This is a genomic window from Flavobacterium selenitireducens, from assembly GCF_014748335.1.
GTDB lineage: Bacteria > Bacteroidota > Bacteroidia > Flavobacteriales > Flavobacteriaceae > Flavobacterium > Flavobacterium selenitireducens.
On sequence record NZ_JAAVIY010000009.1, the window covers coordinates 34,367 to 48,000 of the forward strand.

The 13,634-nt window shown below is 49.5% G+C and carries 13 protein-coding genes; 1 reads left to right on the forward strand and 12 read right to left on the reverse strand.

Translation table 11 applies throughout. The annotated features are described in order from the left end of the window. Positions 1-6: 6 nt before the first annotated feature. Genes HC229_RS13035 through HC229_RS13080 form a run of 10 tightly spaced genes read right to left on the reverse strand, consistent with a single transcriptional unit; the run spans position 7 to position 9,632 of the window. Entirely contained in the window at positions 7-687 is a 681-nt protein-coding gene (locus HC229_RS13035; RefSeq protein ID WP_191020937.1) for an acylneuraminate cytidylyltransferase family protein, read from the reverse strand. Next, on the reverse strand, positions 684-1,580 hold the full coding sequence (locus HC229_RS13040; protein ID WP_191020938.1) for a glycosyltransferase family 2 protein: 897 nt from the start codon (positions 1,578-1,580) through the stop codon (positions 684-686). Before HC229_RS13040 ends, HC229_RS13035 begins: the two co-directional genes overlap by 4 nt. Next, positions 1,580-2,674 carry a glycosyltransferase family 4 protein gene (locus tag HC229_RS13045; RefSeq protein ID WP_191020939.1) on the reverse strand — a complete coding sequence of 365 codons (1,095 nt, stop codon included), beginning with the start codon at positions 2,672-2,674 and terminating at the stop codon, positions 1,580-1,582. The genes HC229_RS13040 and HC229_RS13045 overlap by 1 nt, the downstream gene beginning before the upstream one ends. Before the next feature lie 36 nt (positions 2,675-2,710). Next, positions 2,711-3,733, reverse strand: a complete 1,023-nt coding sequence (locus tag HC229_RS13050; RefSeq protein ID WP_191020940.1) for a glycosyltransferase family A protein — start codon at positions 3,731-3,733, stop codon at positions 2,711-2,713. After that, the gene (locus HC229_RS13055; protein WP_191020941.1) at positions 3,730-4,863 is read right to left on the reverse strand and encodes a glycosyltransferase family 4 protein; all 1,134 of its coding nucleotides are present in this window, start codon (positions 4,861-4,863) and stop codon (positions 3,730-3,732) included. The genes HC229_RS13050 and HC229_RS13055 overlap by 4 nt, the downstream gene beginning before the upstream one ends. Further along, the gene (locus tag HC229_RS13060; RefSeq protein ID WP_191020942.1) at positions 4,860-5,801 is read right to left on the reverse strand and encodes a glycosyltransferase family 2 protein; all 942 of its coding nucleotides are present in this window, start codon (positions 5,799-5,801) and stop codon (positions 4,860-4,862) included. The genes HC229_RS13055 and HC229_RS13060 overlap by 4 nt, the downstream gene beginning before the upstream one ends. Further along, the gene (locus HC229_RS13065; protein WP_191020943.1) at positions 5,801-6,775 is read right to left on the reverse strand and encodes a glycosyltransferase family 2 protein; all 975 of its coding nucleotides are present in this window, start codon (positions 6,773-6,775) and stop codon (positions 5,801-5,803) included. The genes HC229_RS13060 and HC229_RS13065 overlap by 1 nt, the downstream gene beginning before the upstream one ends. Before the next feature lie 4 nt (positions 6,776-6,779). Then, positions 6,780-7,493 (reverse strand): O-methyltransferase, encoded by a 714-nt coding sequence (locus HC229_RS13070; RefSeq protein ID WP_191020944.1) that lies wholly within the window; start codon positions 7,491-7,493, stop codon positions 6,780-6,782. Positions 7,494-7,503: 10 nt separating this feature from the next. Next, on the reverse strand, positions 7,504-8,763 hold the full coding sequence (locus tag HC229_RS13075; RefSeq protein WP_191020945.1) for an ABC transporter ATP-binding protein: 1,260 nt from the start codon (positions 8,761-8,763) through the stop codon (positions 7,504-7,506). Beyond that, positions 8,763-9,632 carry an ABC transporter permease gene (locus tag HC229_RS13080; protein WP_191020946.1) on the reverse strand — a complete coding sequence of 290 codons (870 nt, stop codon included), beginning with the start codon at positions 9,630-9,632 and terminating at the stop codon, positions 8,763-8,765. The genes HC229_RS13075 and HC229_RS13080 overlap by 1 nt, the downstream gene beginning before the upstream one ends. Positions 9,633-9,672: 40 nt before the next feature. On the opposite strand from HC229_RS13080, the gene HC229_RS13085 reads away from it, so the two are divergent. Next, positions 9,673-10,479 carry a tyrosine-protein phosphatase gene (locus HC229_RS13085; RefSeq protein ID WP_332871654.1) on the forward strand — a complete coding sequence of 269 codons (807 nt, stop codon included), beginning with the start codon at positions 9,673-9,675 and terminating at the stop codon, positions 10,477-10,479. Here HC229_RS13085 and HC229_RS13090 read toward each other — a convergent pair. Beyond that, on the reverse strand, positions 10,476-12,854 hold the full coding sequence (locus HC229_RS13090; RefSeq protein WP_191020947.1) for a GumC family protein: 2,379 nt from the start codon (positions 12,852-12,854) through the stop codon (positions 10,476-10,478). The genes HC229_RS13085 and HC229_RS13090 overlap by 4 nt on opposite strands. Beyond that, a complete protein-coding gene (locus tag HC229_RS13095; RefSeq protein ID WP_191020948.1) occupies positions 12,854-13,615 on the reverse strand; it encodes a polysaccharide biosynthesis/export family protein in 762 nt (253 codons plus the stop codon). Before HC229_RS13095 ends, HC229_RS13090 begins: the two co-directional genes overlap by 1 nt. Positions 13,616-13,634 lie beyond the last annotated feature (19 nt).

A 13,634-nucleotide genomic window follows, 5' to 3' on the forward strand; every position in this document is an offset into this window, starting at 1 on the left:
ATGCGTCTATCGGATATTTTTTTGTTTGAGAATCAGGTATTCGGCCCAATCGAAATCGGCTTGGGTATCGATGTCAACCGAGGCGGATTCCAAATCGGCAACGAACGGAAAACTTGCTTCGGAAATGATCTTGCCCGAGCGAATCGTTTCGGCACGGCAAATATACAACAATCCGTTTTCGCGATAAAGCGGCTCGAGATCCTGGCTGCGCTGTCCCGGCACGTAGTTGAACGGCAGGAATTTGTCGTTTTCGATCTTCCCGAGCTTATCGGAATTGCGGCTCACGGTGAAAACGCCTTCGAAGCCGCGATTTTTAAATTCGGAAAAACAATCGCCTAACAGGCGATCCGGCCGCAACGGATTCGTCGGCTGGAGCAATATGACATTTTCGACGTGATGCCCGCGTTCGGATAAAACCTCAAGCACATGCGCGACTGCGGTTACGGTAGGTTCGTGATCGCCCGAAATCGACTCGGGACGTTCGATGATTTGCGCTCCGTAGGCAATTGAGGCGGAGGCGATATCGGCATCGTCCGTGGAAACGAAAATTCCATCGACGATATCGGGATTTGCCTTGGCGTACAAAATGCTGTGCGCGATCAACGGCAATCCGCCGAGCGCCATCAGGTTTTTTCCGGGCAAGCGCTTCGATCCGCCCCTGGCAGGAATGACGACGATTGTTTTCATTTGTTTTCAGGTTTCCAGTAAATCGCGGCTTCGGGCAATTTGCGATAAGCTTCGTATTGCTTTCTGGTGAATTTCGAATCGTTGGAAAGTAATTTCGGCAGCCAGCCCAGGATGTCCAAATTAGCCCTGACCACCGCTTTGAGCGCCGTCGCATCGCCTTTGAATACCTTGAGTTTCAGCTGCATCCAATTCGTATAGGCGATCATTTTGGCGAGGTTCGTCCATGGCAAAAATACAAAATAGGACGCCCAGTCGGAACGCAGCGAAAAACGCAGACGCCTTCCGTAATCCGGTTGGGTGCGCCTTTCGACCAAATCGACGCGATGCTGCACCAACACCGACGGCAGGTAATGCACTTCGAATCCTTTGCGGAACAATTGCATCGAGGCGTAATTTTCCTCTCCGTAAAACCCGAAAAATTCCGGGTAATCGGGAATTTGGCGCCAGGCCGAAATACGCCAGGCATGCCCACATCCGACGTAACTCTTGACCTGTCGTGCCGCCTCCCTATCGGTAAGATTTTCCGGAAGTTCTTTTCCCCAAAAGATGCGGAACCCGACGAGAGCGCATTGCGGATTGTCACCAAAATAGGATTTGATGCCGTCCAACGGATTTTCGGATACGAAGTGAGCGTCGTCGTCGAGTGAGATTGCGAATTCCGCCTTCGCGGTGTTGAGCATATGGTTCCGACAAAACATATAACCTTTAGACGCTTGGTTTCTCAGCAAAATGACTTCGGGAAAAGCGGCGGAAACGGCCTCGGAAGTTCCGTCTGTCGAACCGTCGTCGTACACGCGCACCACAACGTCATCCGATAGCGATTCGCGGATGCTGCCCAAGGTAAAAAGCAAGTCGTCCCGCCTGTTTCTGGTAGATATATGGATTTCGAACATCAGCTCAAACTTTTCTTGGCGATATCAATGATGTCGTTCATCGATTTCGCCCATTCTTCCTGGGTGTAGATTGGATGGTCGAGCACGATCGGATCGTCTTTTCCGGTAATGAAATCGGCAATGGCCTGCTCCCATTCCGAAACGAAATTCGGGTTTTCGATCAGCCTTCCCAATTTGCCGTGTTGCAAGACTTCGGGAACACCGCCCTGGCCCGATGCGATGCAATGACAACCACAATTCAGCGCCTCGATAAGACTCAGTCCGAAGCCTTCGTGGCACAACGTCGGAAACAAATAACAGTCGGCGGCCTGATAGTATTTGGGAAGATCGTCGTTTGGAATCCGACCGAAAAATTTGACGTTTTCGACTGGCTGTCGGCGATCGGCCCCAACCACCATCAGGAAATTTCCCGGATGTTTCTCGTTGATGAGGCGCCAGGCCTGGAGAATGAGATCGAGTCCTTTTTTTGGCCTGTCCTGGGAACACCACAAAAATATCTTGTTTCCGGAAAGCCCTAATTCCTGACGGATGCGCGTTTTTTCGTTGGCGTCGACTTTCTTGAAACGACCGGCGTCGATCCCGTTGTAGAGTACCGATACGCCAATCGGGAAAACCGTATAATAGTTGAGATGCGAACGGTAACTGTCATGGGTAAGCAGCACGAGGCCGTCGACATCGGAATAGAAATCGTTCGAAACGCCCTGGGCCGGCAAAAATGGATCGTACCCGTGGTAAAAAAGCTGGATGAAACAATTCTGGCGGATGCCCATTTGAGTCAGCATTTCGTGTATGCGGTCGGCCATATTGAAATTGTCCACGAGCTGGATCACGTACTTTTCGTCGGGCTGCAGCACGCTTTTAAGCGCGTCCATGTAGCCGATCCTGTAATAGTGAAGCTTGCGGCGAACCTTCATCCAGAGGTTTTCCTTGACGATCGTATATCGGACACCCGGAAACTGGTAATCCGGCATTTCGCAAATGATGTGATCGATGTTGTGGTTTCCCGATTCGAGATAGTTGCGGTACATAGTCGTCCAGCTTCCAATTTTGGAATACGGCAAAGGGAAGGTCGAGACGAGAATAACTTTTGGCATAATATAAAAGTGCGTCCTAAAATAGGCAATCCATCTTTAAGACAGGTAATTTTTAGCGTCCGATGCCGACATTCCTTTGACGCGAAGCAACCACACCGCAGTTTTCTTGCGATTGAGGATGTTCGCAAACAGGCGATCGAGCACTTTCCGAAACACGCCGGGAGATTTTTTGGGATGCAACAACGGCATGGCAAGCGACTGCCCGGACGGCTTGATCTGCTGGAGCGCGATGCTCATCCAGTCTTCGGCTACATTGCCCATGTGGAAGGTGTAGTTCCGGACTGTGGACAAACGCCAGAAGCCGTTTTGAAGCACAGGTTTATCGAGAATTTTGTCCAAACTATCCCCTCCGAGTTTATAACGTGAAAAACGACTCGACAGATTCTGGAATACATCCCCTCTATAAGTGGCAACGAAATGTCCGGCGCCAACAACAGCTTCATTTTGGTTTGACGTGACGGTGAGATAACGCTCTAGGTGAAGTTTCGAATAGAAATCGGGATTGCCTATGCTGTGTGCGAAGGCGTTCAATGCGCCCGCATCCTGAACATCGCGGAAGGCCAGCCTGTCGGAAAAAAGCAGATGTGCCCAGATATTTGCCGTATGCGTCCTCAGCGATTTGGAAGACGGCGTCGTGCATACGGCCCCCGCTTTCGGAAAATCCCGAAATACTTCGTAACAGGCATCCTGCCAGCCGCTGAGGAACATGACGTCCGCATCGGCTACGGTCACAAGCTCAAATGAATGCCCGCCGAGACCTTTGATCACAGCGTTGATCTTTCCGATATTAGTAGTATGGACAAGTTCGTGAATTTCTCCTTTAAGACGCAAATCTTCAAGATAAGCGGCCACCTCTGCGGAACTCCCGTTGTTGACTATGGTAATGAACGTTTTGGGATGAATGGTGAGCAGCAGCGACCTCAGGCAATAGTGCAGTATCTGTAACCCATCTTTGAAATACCCGTCCCGGTTGGGCAGAAAAACAGGAATGATGACCTGGTGGTAATATTCCGACAGGACTTCCGCCTTGTCCTTCTGCGGATTGTAACCCTGTCTCATTGCTCATAAATTTTAATGATTTTTGCTTTGTTTGCTTCCCAATCGAGCCGTTCGACGGCCAGTTGAAGGTTTATCGCCTCAGCGGAAAGCCGCATTGGTACATCGGGCAAGGCCTTTTCGATATGTGCTGCAATTTCCTCAATGTTCGCAGGATCTGAAATCAGGAAGCCGTTTTTACCGTGATCGATAATTTCTTCCGATACGCCTCCGGGATTGGATTGGATCGGAAAGGTTCCCATCGCGACAGCTTCGAGCAGCGTGTTGGCCATGCCGTCGGAAATGCTGTTGCCGATGCTTATCGCCGACCTACCCATGAGTTGCAACAGCTCATCGTGGCTGAGGTCATGGCGACCGTAAACCATGAATGGAAGCCGTTGTCGGTTGATAAATTCCGACACTTTTTCGTGCGCCCCAAAAACACATACCGCATACTTTTCCAATTTTGACTGCAGAAACAGGATTTCCAAGGCCTTGACTACATTTATGGCCCGACCGAAAATATGTTCATAGCCTTTGACCAAAATGATGTCGCGCTCGGCGAATGGCTTTTTGTGTACGGCCATTTCGCCCAGGTGGTAACCCGAACCGCCCGGAATGACGCCCGTGTGTAGGCCGGAAAACCCTAGTTGCTTTGCAATTTCGTAATCGCGAAGGCAATCGGTATGCAGGACGTCAACGCGTTTCAGGACTTCTCGGATACGACGATTGTGATATGGAAAGTCGCGATAATAGAACAGATCGTTTCCCCAACAGGAATAGATCCATCTCAGTTTTGGCACAGCGCGCATCGCCTTTATGATAGCATACGAACACGATTGCATCTCGAAACTGTGGACGACGTCGGGTTTGACTTTTGCAATCAGGTTCGATAAGGCTTCCGAAGCCGTGACTTCAAGCAATCCCCGTATCTTGGCATAAGCGTTCGGAAACCGTCTGGATAGAAAATATTCCCCTTTGACGGCGGGTAATTTCCGTTTTTTCCAACCGCTGACCTTTGTCACATTTGGCGGCAAGTCGAATTCGCCCCTGTCCAAAACATCGAACCAATATATTTCGTGCCCCTGCCCTTCCAGATTCTCGATCCAGCGACTTACGTGAAGGGACGGCATAGAAACAACAATTATCTTCATGGCTGCAGCAATTTATAACCTTTGCGAAATAATGAAAACGAAAAATACCCGATCACAGACCGGGACATCGCGTAAAAATCCCGCGACCTGAATTGTGCCTCGAGCAACTTTTTAAAAAAATACGGCGCTTCGCTATTCCGTTCTAGCAACCCTTGGCGCAGTATGTACGCCCAACGTTTACGGATGTACTTCCGGACCAAAGCTACAGGGGCTTTGCGATTCCGGCTTAGTAGCATCACGTGTTTTTCACGAGCCTCAAATTCGGACTTGATTTCGCCCAGGTTGAGTTTTCCCACTTGTTGCGAAAGGGAATCGGAATGTACCCTATAACTTGCCAGAGGACGGTCTATGTAGGCGATTTTGGGATCGGAATACAACATGCGCAGATTGAAGTCCCAATCGTCGAGATGGCGCAGGCGCACGTCGAAAAGTTCGGACTGGCCGTTTAGAAAACTGCGTTTCCAGGTTTGCAGTACATACCAGGAGATCTTGTCGCAAATGTAATCCGCAATCAGGTTGTCCGACCTGTAATTGTGTTTGCGCCCCGCCAATACGCCTGTCTCATCGAAAAAATTGAGAGCGGACACTATCACGTCCGGTTGATCGGCCGTTACAGCAGCAGTTTCCAAGAGGGCATCGGGATGCAAAAGATCGTCAGAATCGAAAAACTTCACGTATCGTCCTTCGCTTTTGGAAAACGCAAAATTCCTGCAACCGTTCGGGCCTTTAGGTACGTCCTCGGGACGCGCGAACCATTTGATGCGTTTGTCGCGAGAGGCGTAGGCTTCGAGTTGTCGCACGGTGCCGTCTGTCGAACCGTCATCTACGACAATACATTCCCAATCGTCCCAGGTTTGGGAGAGAATCGAGTCGAGGGTTTGCCCTATCAGGTGTTCTCTGTTGTAAACGGGAATCAGCACGGAAAATGTCTTGCCCATCAAACGTAATTTACGGCGTAGCGACCAACCCTTTTTTGAAGTCTGTAGCTTCCTCTGCCTATCGACAAAAATAACAGATTGAGCATCTTGAACTCGAAATAATTGCGCTTATTTCCTTTCGCGAGTACTTTCAATACGAGTTTTGAAGCCTTGCGAGCCGTTTCGGTATCCCTATTTTGGAGCGCTTCAAAATACAGGACCACGAGATTTTTGTACAAAAGCGGAAGTAATAGCGCATTCCTGGAAATGAGGCAGCGTTCCAAATTGAGGTCAAGTATGTACAGGACAGATTCCTTATACGCTTTTTTGTACTGCCTGAATCGACTGGTTTTGGTGTCCGGGTGCTGTCGATACAGGAACAGATGCTCGGTAAGAATCCGGTAACGCGACGCGGACAGGTTAAAAAAGATTCGACAGAACAATTCCGTTTCCTGGCCGCGTGAAATTTTAGGAGAAAACAGTTCTGTATTCATCAAAAAATCCTTTCGGAACAGTACCGACGGCGTCATGACCTGGGCATTCCACAACACGTAGTCGGTAAACAGGTCATGTTTGGCCTCCATTGGAATATTTCGGATGAATCCGAGATTTTCGTCCACGTAATGGCCTGTGCAGATAATCAAATCGAGTCCAGGCGATAATGCCTCCATTTTGGTTTCAATGAATGTAGGCAACATGATGTCGTCGCTGTCGAACCAATTCACGAATTTGCCCTGAGACTTCTCAAAGCCGAAATTACGACACGAATTGGCGCCTTTAGGCAAATGTGCCGGCCGTTGAAAAATCAAAAAACGGGAGTCGGATGTCGCGAATGACCGCGCAATTTCAAGCGTTTCCGCTTCGGATCCATCGTCGATCACAAGGCATTCGAAATTGCGGTAGGTCTGGACCGAAATACTTGCCAATGTTTCACGTAACAACTCTCCTCTGTTGAAAGCGGGAATGATGATTGAAACCAACGCAGAATGATTCATGGCGTCAATATGGCGTTACATCGAAAGAACTTTGGCTAGTCAGGCAGGTATAGCGCTCGTTTCGCTTTACTTTGGCATTGAGCAAAGTGGACCATTCCGGCACGATTCGCTTCTCGTCCGGTCTTGCAGAATCATCGAGAAAAACAGCAAATTGCCCTGTAATCCTGGATTTCAGATACGGAACTGCTGAATAGCGTGCAAAAGGCGTCAAGCCTCCGAACGGACCGTCCACGATGACCACGTCTATATCCGGATGGCGTTCAAGGGCGATGTCGATCGCGGATGTATCGTACCACTTTTGTTGGCCATCGAGCGCAATTTCCCGGGCAACCGACACAATTGGGGCGTAAACAACCGTTGCGTGATGCGACAATCCCATACGTTCCAGTATGCCATTTTGCTTAATTGCCCACTCTTTATTATTTTCAACGCTTGTGAACTTGGCCTCGCTCTTCGTTATCTGCAATAGCCGGGCGATACAGATAGTGGAAAATCCGGAACCGAACTCGACAATGTTTTTGCGGTCGTTAATTGCAATGTCGTTGCAAATGTGAAGGACTTCCCGCGGACTTATCGACCAGTTCGTTGCCGGAATAAAGATGCCGCCGTCAAACATCTTAAGCAATTGCGCTAAGGCAATATCATCATTTTGCCGGAACTGCAGCGATTTGATACTCGTCTTGAACGACTTTATCTTTTGGAGTATGGTGGAGATCATATAGTGACGTTTATTTCACGGTAAAGTCCATGACAACTTTGCTTTGGGCAGAAGGAACGCGTTTTCCCGATCCGAAAAAATCACCTTCGGACACCTCGAAACTGTAGACGTTTTGTATCCAATCAGCGACCTGTTTTTGAACCGTGGCCTGTATCGTTACGTAGTACAATCCGTCGTTAAGCGACAATTTCTCAATCATGAAACGCAGGGATTCAACTGTTCCGGTGCGTGATGATGGCAGGATGGTATTGCTGAACCACGCGATACGCTGTCCGAGATAATCGTCAATACGCACGTCGAAACCAAGGTCCCCAATATCCACGAAATTAGGGTTGTCGAACGAAAATTCCATAGTGAACGGCTGGCCGGTTTGAGGCTTGATGTGCCGATCTGAACCATAAACAGCAATTTCGCGCAATCGGATCGCTCCATTGCCAACACGCGTGACATTGTGGTCGATTATACCGGAAGATATACTCTGCTTCAAATAGTCGCCAACGGCCATATCTACGTTTCCGTCGAAGCTCATCGCGCCATTTTTCAATACGATGCCGCGGCTGCACAAATTCTGAACGGCGGCCATGTTATGGCTCACAAACAAAATCGTCCTGCCCTGCCCTTTGCTTATATCGCCCATTTTGCCCAAACACTTTTTCTGGAATTCCGCATCGCCTACGGCCAAAACCTCATCGACGATCAGAATTTCACTTTCGAGGTGGGCGGCGACGGCAAACGCAAGTCGTACATACATTCCGCTGCTGTAGCGTTTGACTGGCGTATCGATGTAGCGTTCGACTCCTGAAAAATCGATGATTTCGTCGAGCTTGCGCGTGATTTCCTTTTTGCGCATACCGAGGATGGCGCCGTTGAGATAGATGTTTTCGCGTCCGGTCAATTCAGGATGGAATCCGGTTCCGACTTCGAGCAAACTTGCAATACGCCCTTTTACGCCAATTTGTCCCGTAGTTGGAGAGGTAACGCGTGAGAGCAGCTTGAGCAACGTACTTTTTCCGGCTCCGTTCTTGCCGATTATTCCGACAGCATCGCCTTGGTTGATCTCGAAATTGATGTCGCGCAACGACCAGACGATGTCGCTCGACCCTTTTTTGCTGCGGTCGTTGGCCTCCCCGATCTTGAGAAACGGATCTTCTTTGCCCAGCACGCGCGTGCGGACAAACCGCTCGATGTCGCGAGATACCGTTCCGGTTCCGATCTGGCCGATCTGGTAGGCTTTCGAGAGGTTTTCTACCTTGATTACTGTATCAGACATTATATGGTATCGACAAAATTACGTTCGGTCTTATTGAAAATGACGACGCCGGCGAAAAGGACCACCAAAGTCACGATCGCGGAATAGCCGATGCTGGCGAGCGTAAAATTGCCCTGACCGAGAAATGCATAACGGAACGCTTCGATGATTCCCGTCATCGGGTTCATTTCGATGATCCAGGCGTATTCGGAAAACTTCGATTTGGCTTCGCTTAGCGGATAAATGACGGTTGTTCCGTACATCAGCAATTGTACGCCGAAAGTAACCAAAAACGTGAGATCGCGATATTTTGTGGTCATGGCCGTAATGATGAGACCCGCACCAAGCCCGAGAGCCGCCATCAAGAGTATAAGCAGCGGAAACAATAACAGTGCGCCCGATATTTCAAAGCTGCCCGGTTTTGCAATGGCGTAATAAGCCATCATGACGGCCAATAAAGACAACTGCACGCCAAAACGCACAAGGTTGCTCACCACGATGCTCAACGGCATGATCAGCCTCGGAAAATAGACTTTCCCGAAAATGTTCGCATTATCCCTGAATACGGTACTCGTCTTGGTCAGGCAATCTGAAAAATAGTTCCAGGCGGTGATCCCGCAGAGGTAAAACAGCGGTTGCGGAAGCCCGTCGGTTTGGATTCCGGCGAGATTTCCGAAGATGAACGTGAACACGAGCGTGGTGAAAATCGGTTGGATGAAGAACCACAGCGGCCCGAGGATCGTCTGTTTGTAAAAACTGATGAAGTCGCGCTTGACAAACATGCCGAGCAAATCGCGATAGCGCCAGACATCGGCAAATTTAAGGTCAAAAAGAGAAGAATGCCCTTTGATGACAAGGTCCCACTGCTCTTCATTCGGTTTTGGATCCATACGCGATTTTTGGTTGCAAACTGCCGGCAAAGATAACAATTTGAAGCAATTTCACCGGAAAATAGGGAAATGCCGAAATTGGCGTATTTTTGCCGATATCCATACGATTTTGTTTTCGATTTTTAAATCCAGACCGACACTAAGGGAGCTGATTCCCGCCGACCACATCGACTTCCATTCCCATGTTTTGCCGGGCATAGACGACGGCGCAAAAACTGCGGAACACACGCTGGCTCTTGTGGAAAGCCTTCGCGAGATGGGCTGTTCCCAACTCATCGCAACGCCTCACATCATGCATTCGGTTTGGGACAATTCTCCCGCGAACATCCTCGAGAAACGGGACGAGACGCGAGCGCTTTTAAAGCAAGCGGGAATCGACATTAAAATCGAAGCCGCGGCAGAATATCTAATGGACAGTTTTTTCGTACAACGACTCAAATCCGAGAAGTTGCTTTGCGTGCACGACAATTTTGTCTTAGTGGAAATGTCTTATATCAATCCGCCGATACAACTGTACGACATCCTGTTCGAGATGCAGCTCGAAGGCTATATCCCGATTCTGGCGCATCCCGAGCGTTACGCGTTTTACCACAACAAAGCTAAAGAATATCAAAAACTCAAAGACGCGGGTTGTCGTTTCCAGCTGAACTTATTGTCCTGCATAGGCTACTATGGCAAAGATGTCGCCAATGCAGCCGAGCGATTGCTTGAAACGGGACTCGTCGATTTTGCGGGATCGGACGTGCACCATTCGCGTCACGTCGAGGCGTTTTCGAAAAAACTCGTCGTCAAATCGCACAAGGCATTGTCCAAGGCATTGGAAAACAATCAGCAATTCAGGTTCTAGCCGTTCCTTTTGAATTTCCACCAAGGCTGTTTCTCCGTATCCTGGGAATAGCCGTAGCCGTAGCCATATCCGTAGCCGTACCCATACGTTTTTCCCCAGATGGTATCGTTAAGCAACAACGCCATATTCGGTAGTTTGCCTTCGCTGTAGAACGATTGCACGATACGCAACAAGCGCTTGTCGAAGTAATTCGCGCGCAATACATAGATGAAGGCATCCATATATTGCGTTATCAAAAGTGTATCGGTAACCAAACTCACCGGAGCGGTATCGACAATGATGTAATCGTATTTCGCCTTGAGCTCCTCGAACAACGGGCCGAGCTTGTCGTTCATGAGCAAATCGACAGGGTTCGGCGGCACGACTCCTGACGGCAACACGTCGAAATGCTCGTAACCTTCGAGCCTCACTATAAAATCGGAAATGTCGCCTTCGTCCTTGACGAGATAATTCGTGAGCCCTTTTGACGGAAGCTTGACATACTTGTCGATTTTCGGGTTTCGGATATCAAGCCCTACCAAAAGCACTTTTTTACCCGAAAGTGCGATCGTGCTCGAAAGATTGATCGCGATGAACGTTTTGCCTTCTTTCGGCATCGTGGACGTCACCGCAACGGTCTTGGCGCGGCCTTGCGGCACATTGCCCAACATGAATTCGAGATTGGTGCGAACGATGCGTATCGCTTCGGCCGAACTCGAACGGCTGCTGGCGTTGATGATTTCGTTTTCCGTTTCGGATTTCGGGATATCGCCCAAAATCGGAGCAGTAACCTTGCCTTCCACATCGGATCTTGTCTTGACCTTCGTATCGAGCAGGTTGCGCAGATAAATGATGAGCAACGGAATCAGCAGCCCGATCAAAAGCCCCATCATATGGATCGTATTGCGCTTTGGAGCCACAGGGGCGTCCGAGGCCAGCGCCGGATCGACGACTTTGGCGTTCGGAGGCGTTACCGCCAGTGAAATCGCGATTTCCTCCCGCTTTTGGAGCAGGTAGATGTACAGCGCTTCCTTGATTTTTTGTTGTCGGTCGATCACGCGAAATTGACGCTCCTGTCCCGGAATCTTGGAAATTTTCCCCGCTACCATATTGACCTGTTTCTCGAGGTCGGATTTGCGGATCTTCAAAGACGAAAGCAGGCGTTGCAGGTTTTGCTTGACCACTTCGCGTTTTTCCTCCAGGTTTTTTCGCGCGTTCGAAATAACGGTGTTTTTGCTCGTACCGTGCTGGCTCATCCGCGTAAAGGCGATCACTTCCGTATTGTATTCGGAGATCATGTTGGACGACTGCATGTCGTTCGGGACGAGGTTGATCGGGATCGGATTGTTCGCCGGAGCGGTTTCCAGGAACTCGACCATCGATTGCACGACGCGTATCTGGGTTTCGGTTTCTATAAGATCGCGTTCGAACGTAACGGAATTCTGCAAATAGATCTCGGCATCGGACGCAATGTCGGTCAACCTGTTGGACTGTTTGAAATCTGCCGCGGTGCGCTCGACGTCTCCCAATTGCAACGCGATCGATTCGAGGCGTTCAGCAATGAATTTCTCGGTGTTTTCCGATATGTATTTTTTGTCGTTGATCGCATCCTCGTTATACATCTCGATGATGGCGTTGAGCATGTCCTCTCCCCTTTCCTTGATGTGATCGGTCAGGGTAAGCTCGACGACGCTGGAATTCTTGTTCTTGGGCACGATCTCAAGGTTGGCCTTGTAACGCTGCACCACGCTTGACAGCTTCCGGATCTGTACGATGATCTCATAGTCGAGGCCGGGCTTGTCCTTGATCGTCGGGTTGGGCGTTACGACAATCTTGAAATTGTCGAAGGAAACCGTGCGCCCGTATCGGAATTTACCAAACGATTTACCCGAGGCGAGCAACAGTTCATAAGTATCTTTCGCAACCGATTTGACCGTGAAGTTTCTCGGTTTCTCATAAAATTTCGGGCTGATCCCGAAGAAGTAGACATCGATTGGCTTGTCTTGGTACAACTCAACGCTTTTAACTCGGCCTTGCGTAAAATATTCCACGGTCGCCATGCGCTTTTCCACCGCTTTTTCGATGTTGGAACGCGACTGTATGACCTCGATCTCGTTGTCGAGGACGCTTTTCACACCTGTCGTCAAGCCAAGGTCGGACAACGCGGTAAGTTCAGATTGCAACCCTCCTTTTCTATCGTCCTTGACCAATATCGTAGCCGAGCTTTTGTACAGCGGCACGCTATACCTGAGGTAGATCATCGACAAGAACAAGAAGAACAAGGCCGAGGCCACGATCCATTTCCAGTGGACTAAGAATTTTTCGACTTCTTCCCGAATGTTCAGGCCGTCGTCCTGCGTGGGCTTGGATGAAAAAGATGGATGTTCTGGCAACATTATCGTATCAGGGTAATTGTAGCGATCGTAATCAGGATAGAGGCGACGGACAGATACAAAGTCGTATTGGGTCCCACGGCCGATGATTTTACGCGAGTGTTATTGGGTTCGACCACAACCACGTCGTTTTGGGTCAGGTAATAATAAGGGGAATCGATGAAATCGGTTTTGGTGATATCGACGCGCGCGAACGCTTTTTTGCCGCCTGTTTCGCGAATTACCAAAATGTTATGGCGTCTTCCGTAAATGGTCATGTCGCCTGCGTTGCTCAAGGCCTCGAGCAAGGTGATCCGCTCGCTTTCGATATTGAAGCTGCCCGGCCTCTGCACTTCGCCCAGGACCGATACCTTAAAATTCAGTATTCTCAGGTTCACGGACGGGTTGGTTACATATTCGGAGATCGCCGTGGTAAGCTTGTTCACGGCTTCGGTACGCGTAAGTCCACCGAGCTTGATTTTGCCGAGCACCGGAAAATCGATGTTGCCGTAATAGTCAATAAGATAAGTCTTGATCCCGTTTTGGTTGTTGTCCACCTGGTAGTTGCCTTGAATGGCCGGGAGGTTGAAAGGCACGGTAACTTCGGGCGTCTCGGCAGAAACGATGATGCTCAACAGGTCGTCGGATTTCAGCGTCGGCTCGTAAGTCTGGGCCTGGCCTTCCTTCGCGATGTCCGCATCCTGGAGATACGCAATATCTTTTCGGCTCGCGCAGGAAGCAGCGATAACAAGGGTCAGGAGAACAAAAACAGTTTTAAAACGCATATTGGGATGGTGGTTGCTT

Excerpts from the sequence above, each read along its gene's own strand:
- HC229_RS13035 (WP_191020937.1), bottom strand. The coding sequence starts at position 687 with ATGAAAACAATCGTCGTCATTCCTGCCAGGGGCGGATCGAAGCGCTTG.
- HC229_RS13040 (WP_191020938.1), bottom strand. The coding sequence starts at position 1,580 with ATGTTCGAAATCCATATATCTACCAGAAACAGGCGGGACGACTTGCTT.
- HC229_RS13045 (WP_191020939.1), bottom strand. The coding sequence starts at position 2,674 with ATGCCAAAAGTTATTCTCGTCTCGACCTTCCCTTTGCCGTATTCCAAA.
- HC229_RS13050 (WP_191020940.1), bottom strand. The coding sequence starts at position 3,733 with ATGAGACAGGGTTACAATCCGCAGAAGGACAAGGCGGAAGTCCTGTCG.
- HC229_RS13055 (WP_191020941.1), bottom strand. The coding sequence starts at position 4,863 with ATGAAGATAATTGTTGTTTCTATGCCGTCCCTTCACGTAAGTCGCTGG.
- HC229_RS13060 (WP_191020942.1), bottom strand. The coding sequence starts at position 5,801 with ATGGGCAAGACATTTTCCGTGCTGATTCCCGTTTACAACAGAGAACAC.
- HC229_RS13065 (WP_191020943.1), bottom strand. The coding sequence starts at position 6,775 with ATGAATCATTCTGCGTTGGTTTCAATCATCATTCCCGCTTTCAACAGA.
- HC229_RS13070 (WP_191020944.1), bottom strand. The coding sequence starts at position 7,493 with ATGATCTCCACCATACTCCAAAAGATAAAGTCGTTCAAGACGAGTATC.
- HC229_RS13075 (WP_191020945.1), bottom strand. The coding sequence starts at position 8,763 with ATGTCTGATACAGTAATCAAGGTAGAAAACCTCTCGAAAGCCTACCAG.
- HC229_RS13080 (WP_191020946.1), bottom strand. The coding sequence starts at position 9,632 with ATGGATCCAAAACCGAATGAAGAGCAGTGGGACCTTGTCATCAAAGGG.
- HC229_RS13090 (WP_191020947.1), bottom strand. The coding sequence starts at position 12,854 with ATGTTGCCAGAACATCCATCTTTTTCATCCAAGCCCACGCAGGACGAC.
- HC229_RS13095 (WP_191020948.1), bottom strand. The coding sequence starts at position 13,615 with ATGCGTTTTAAAACTGTTTTTGTTCTCCTGACCCTTGTTATCGCTGCT.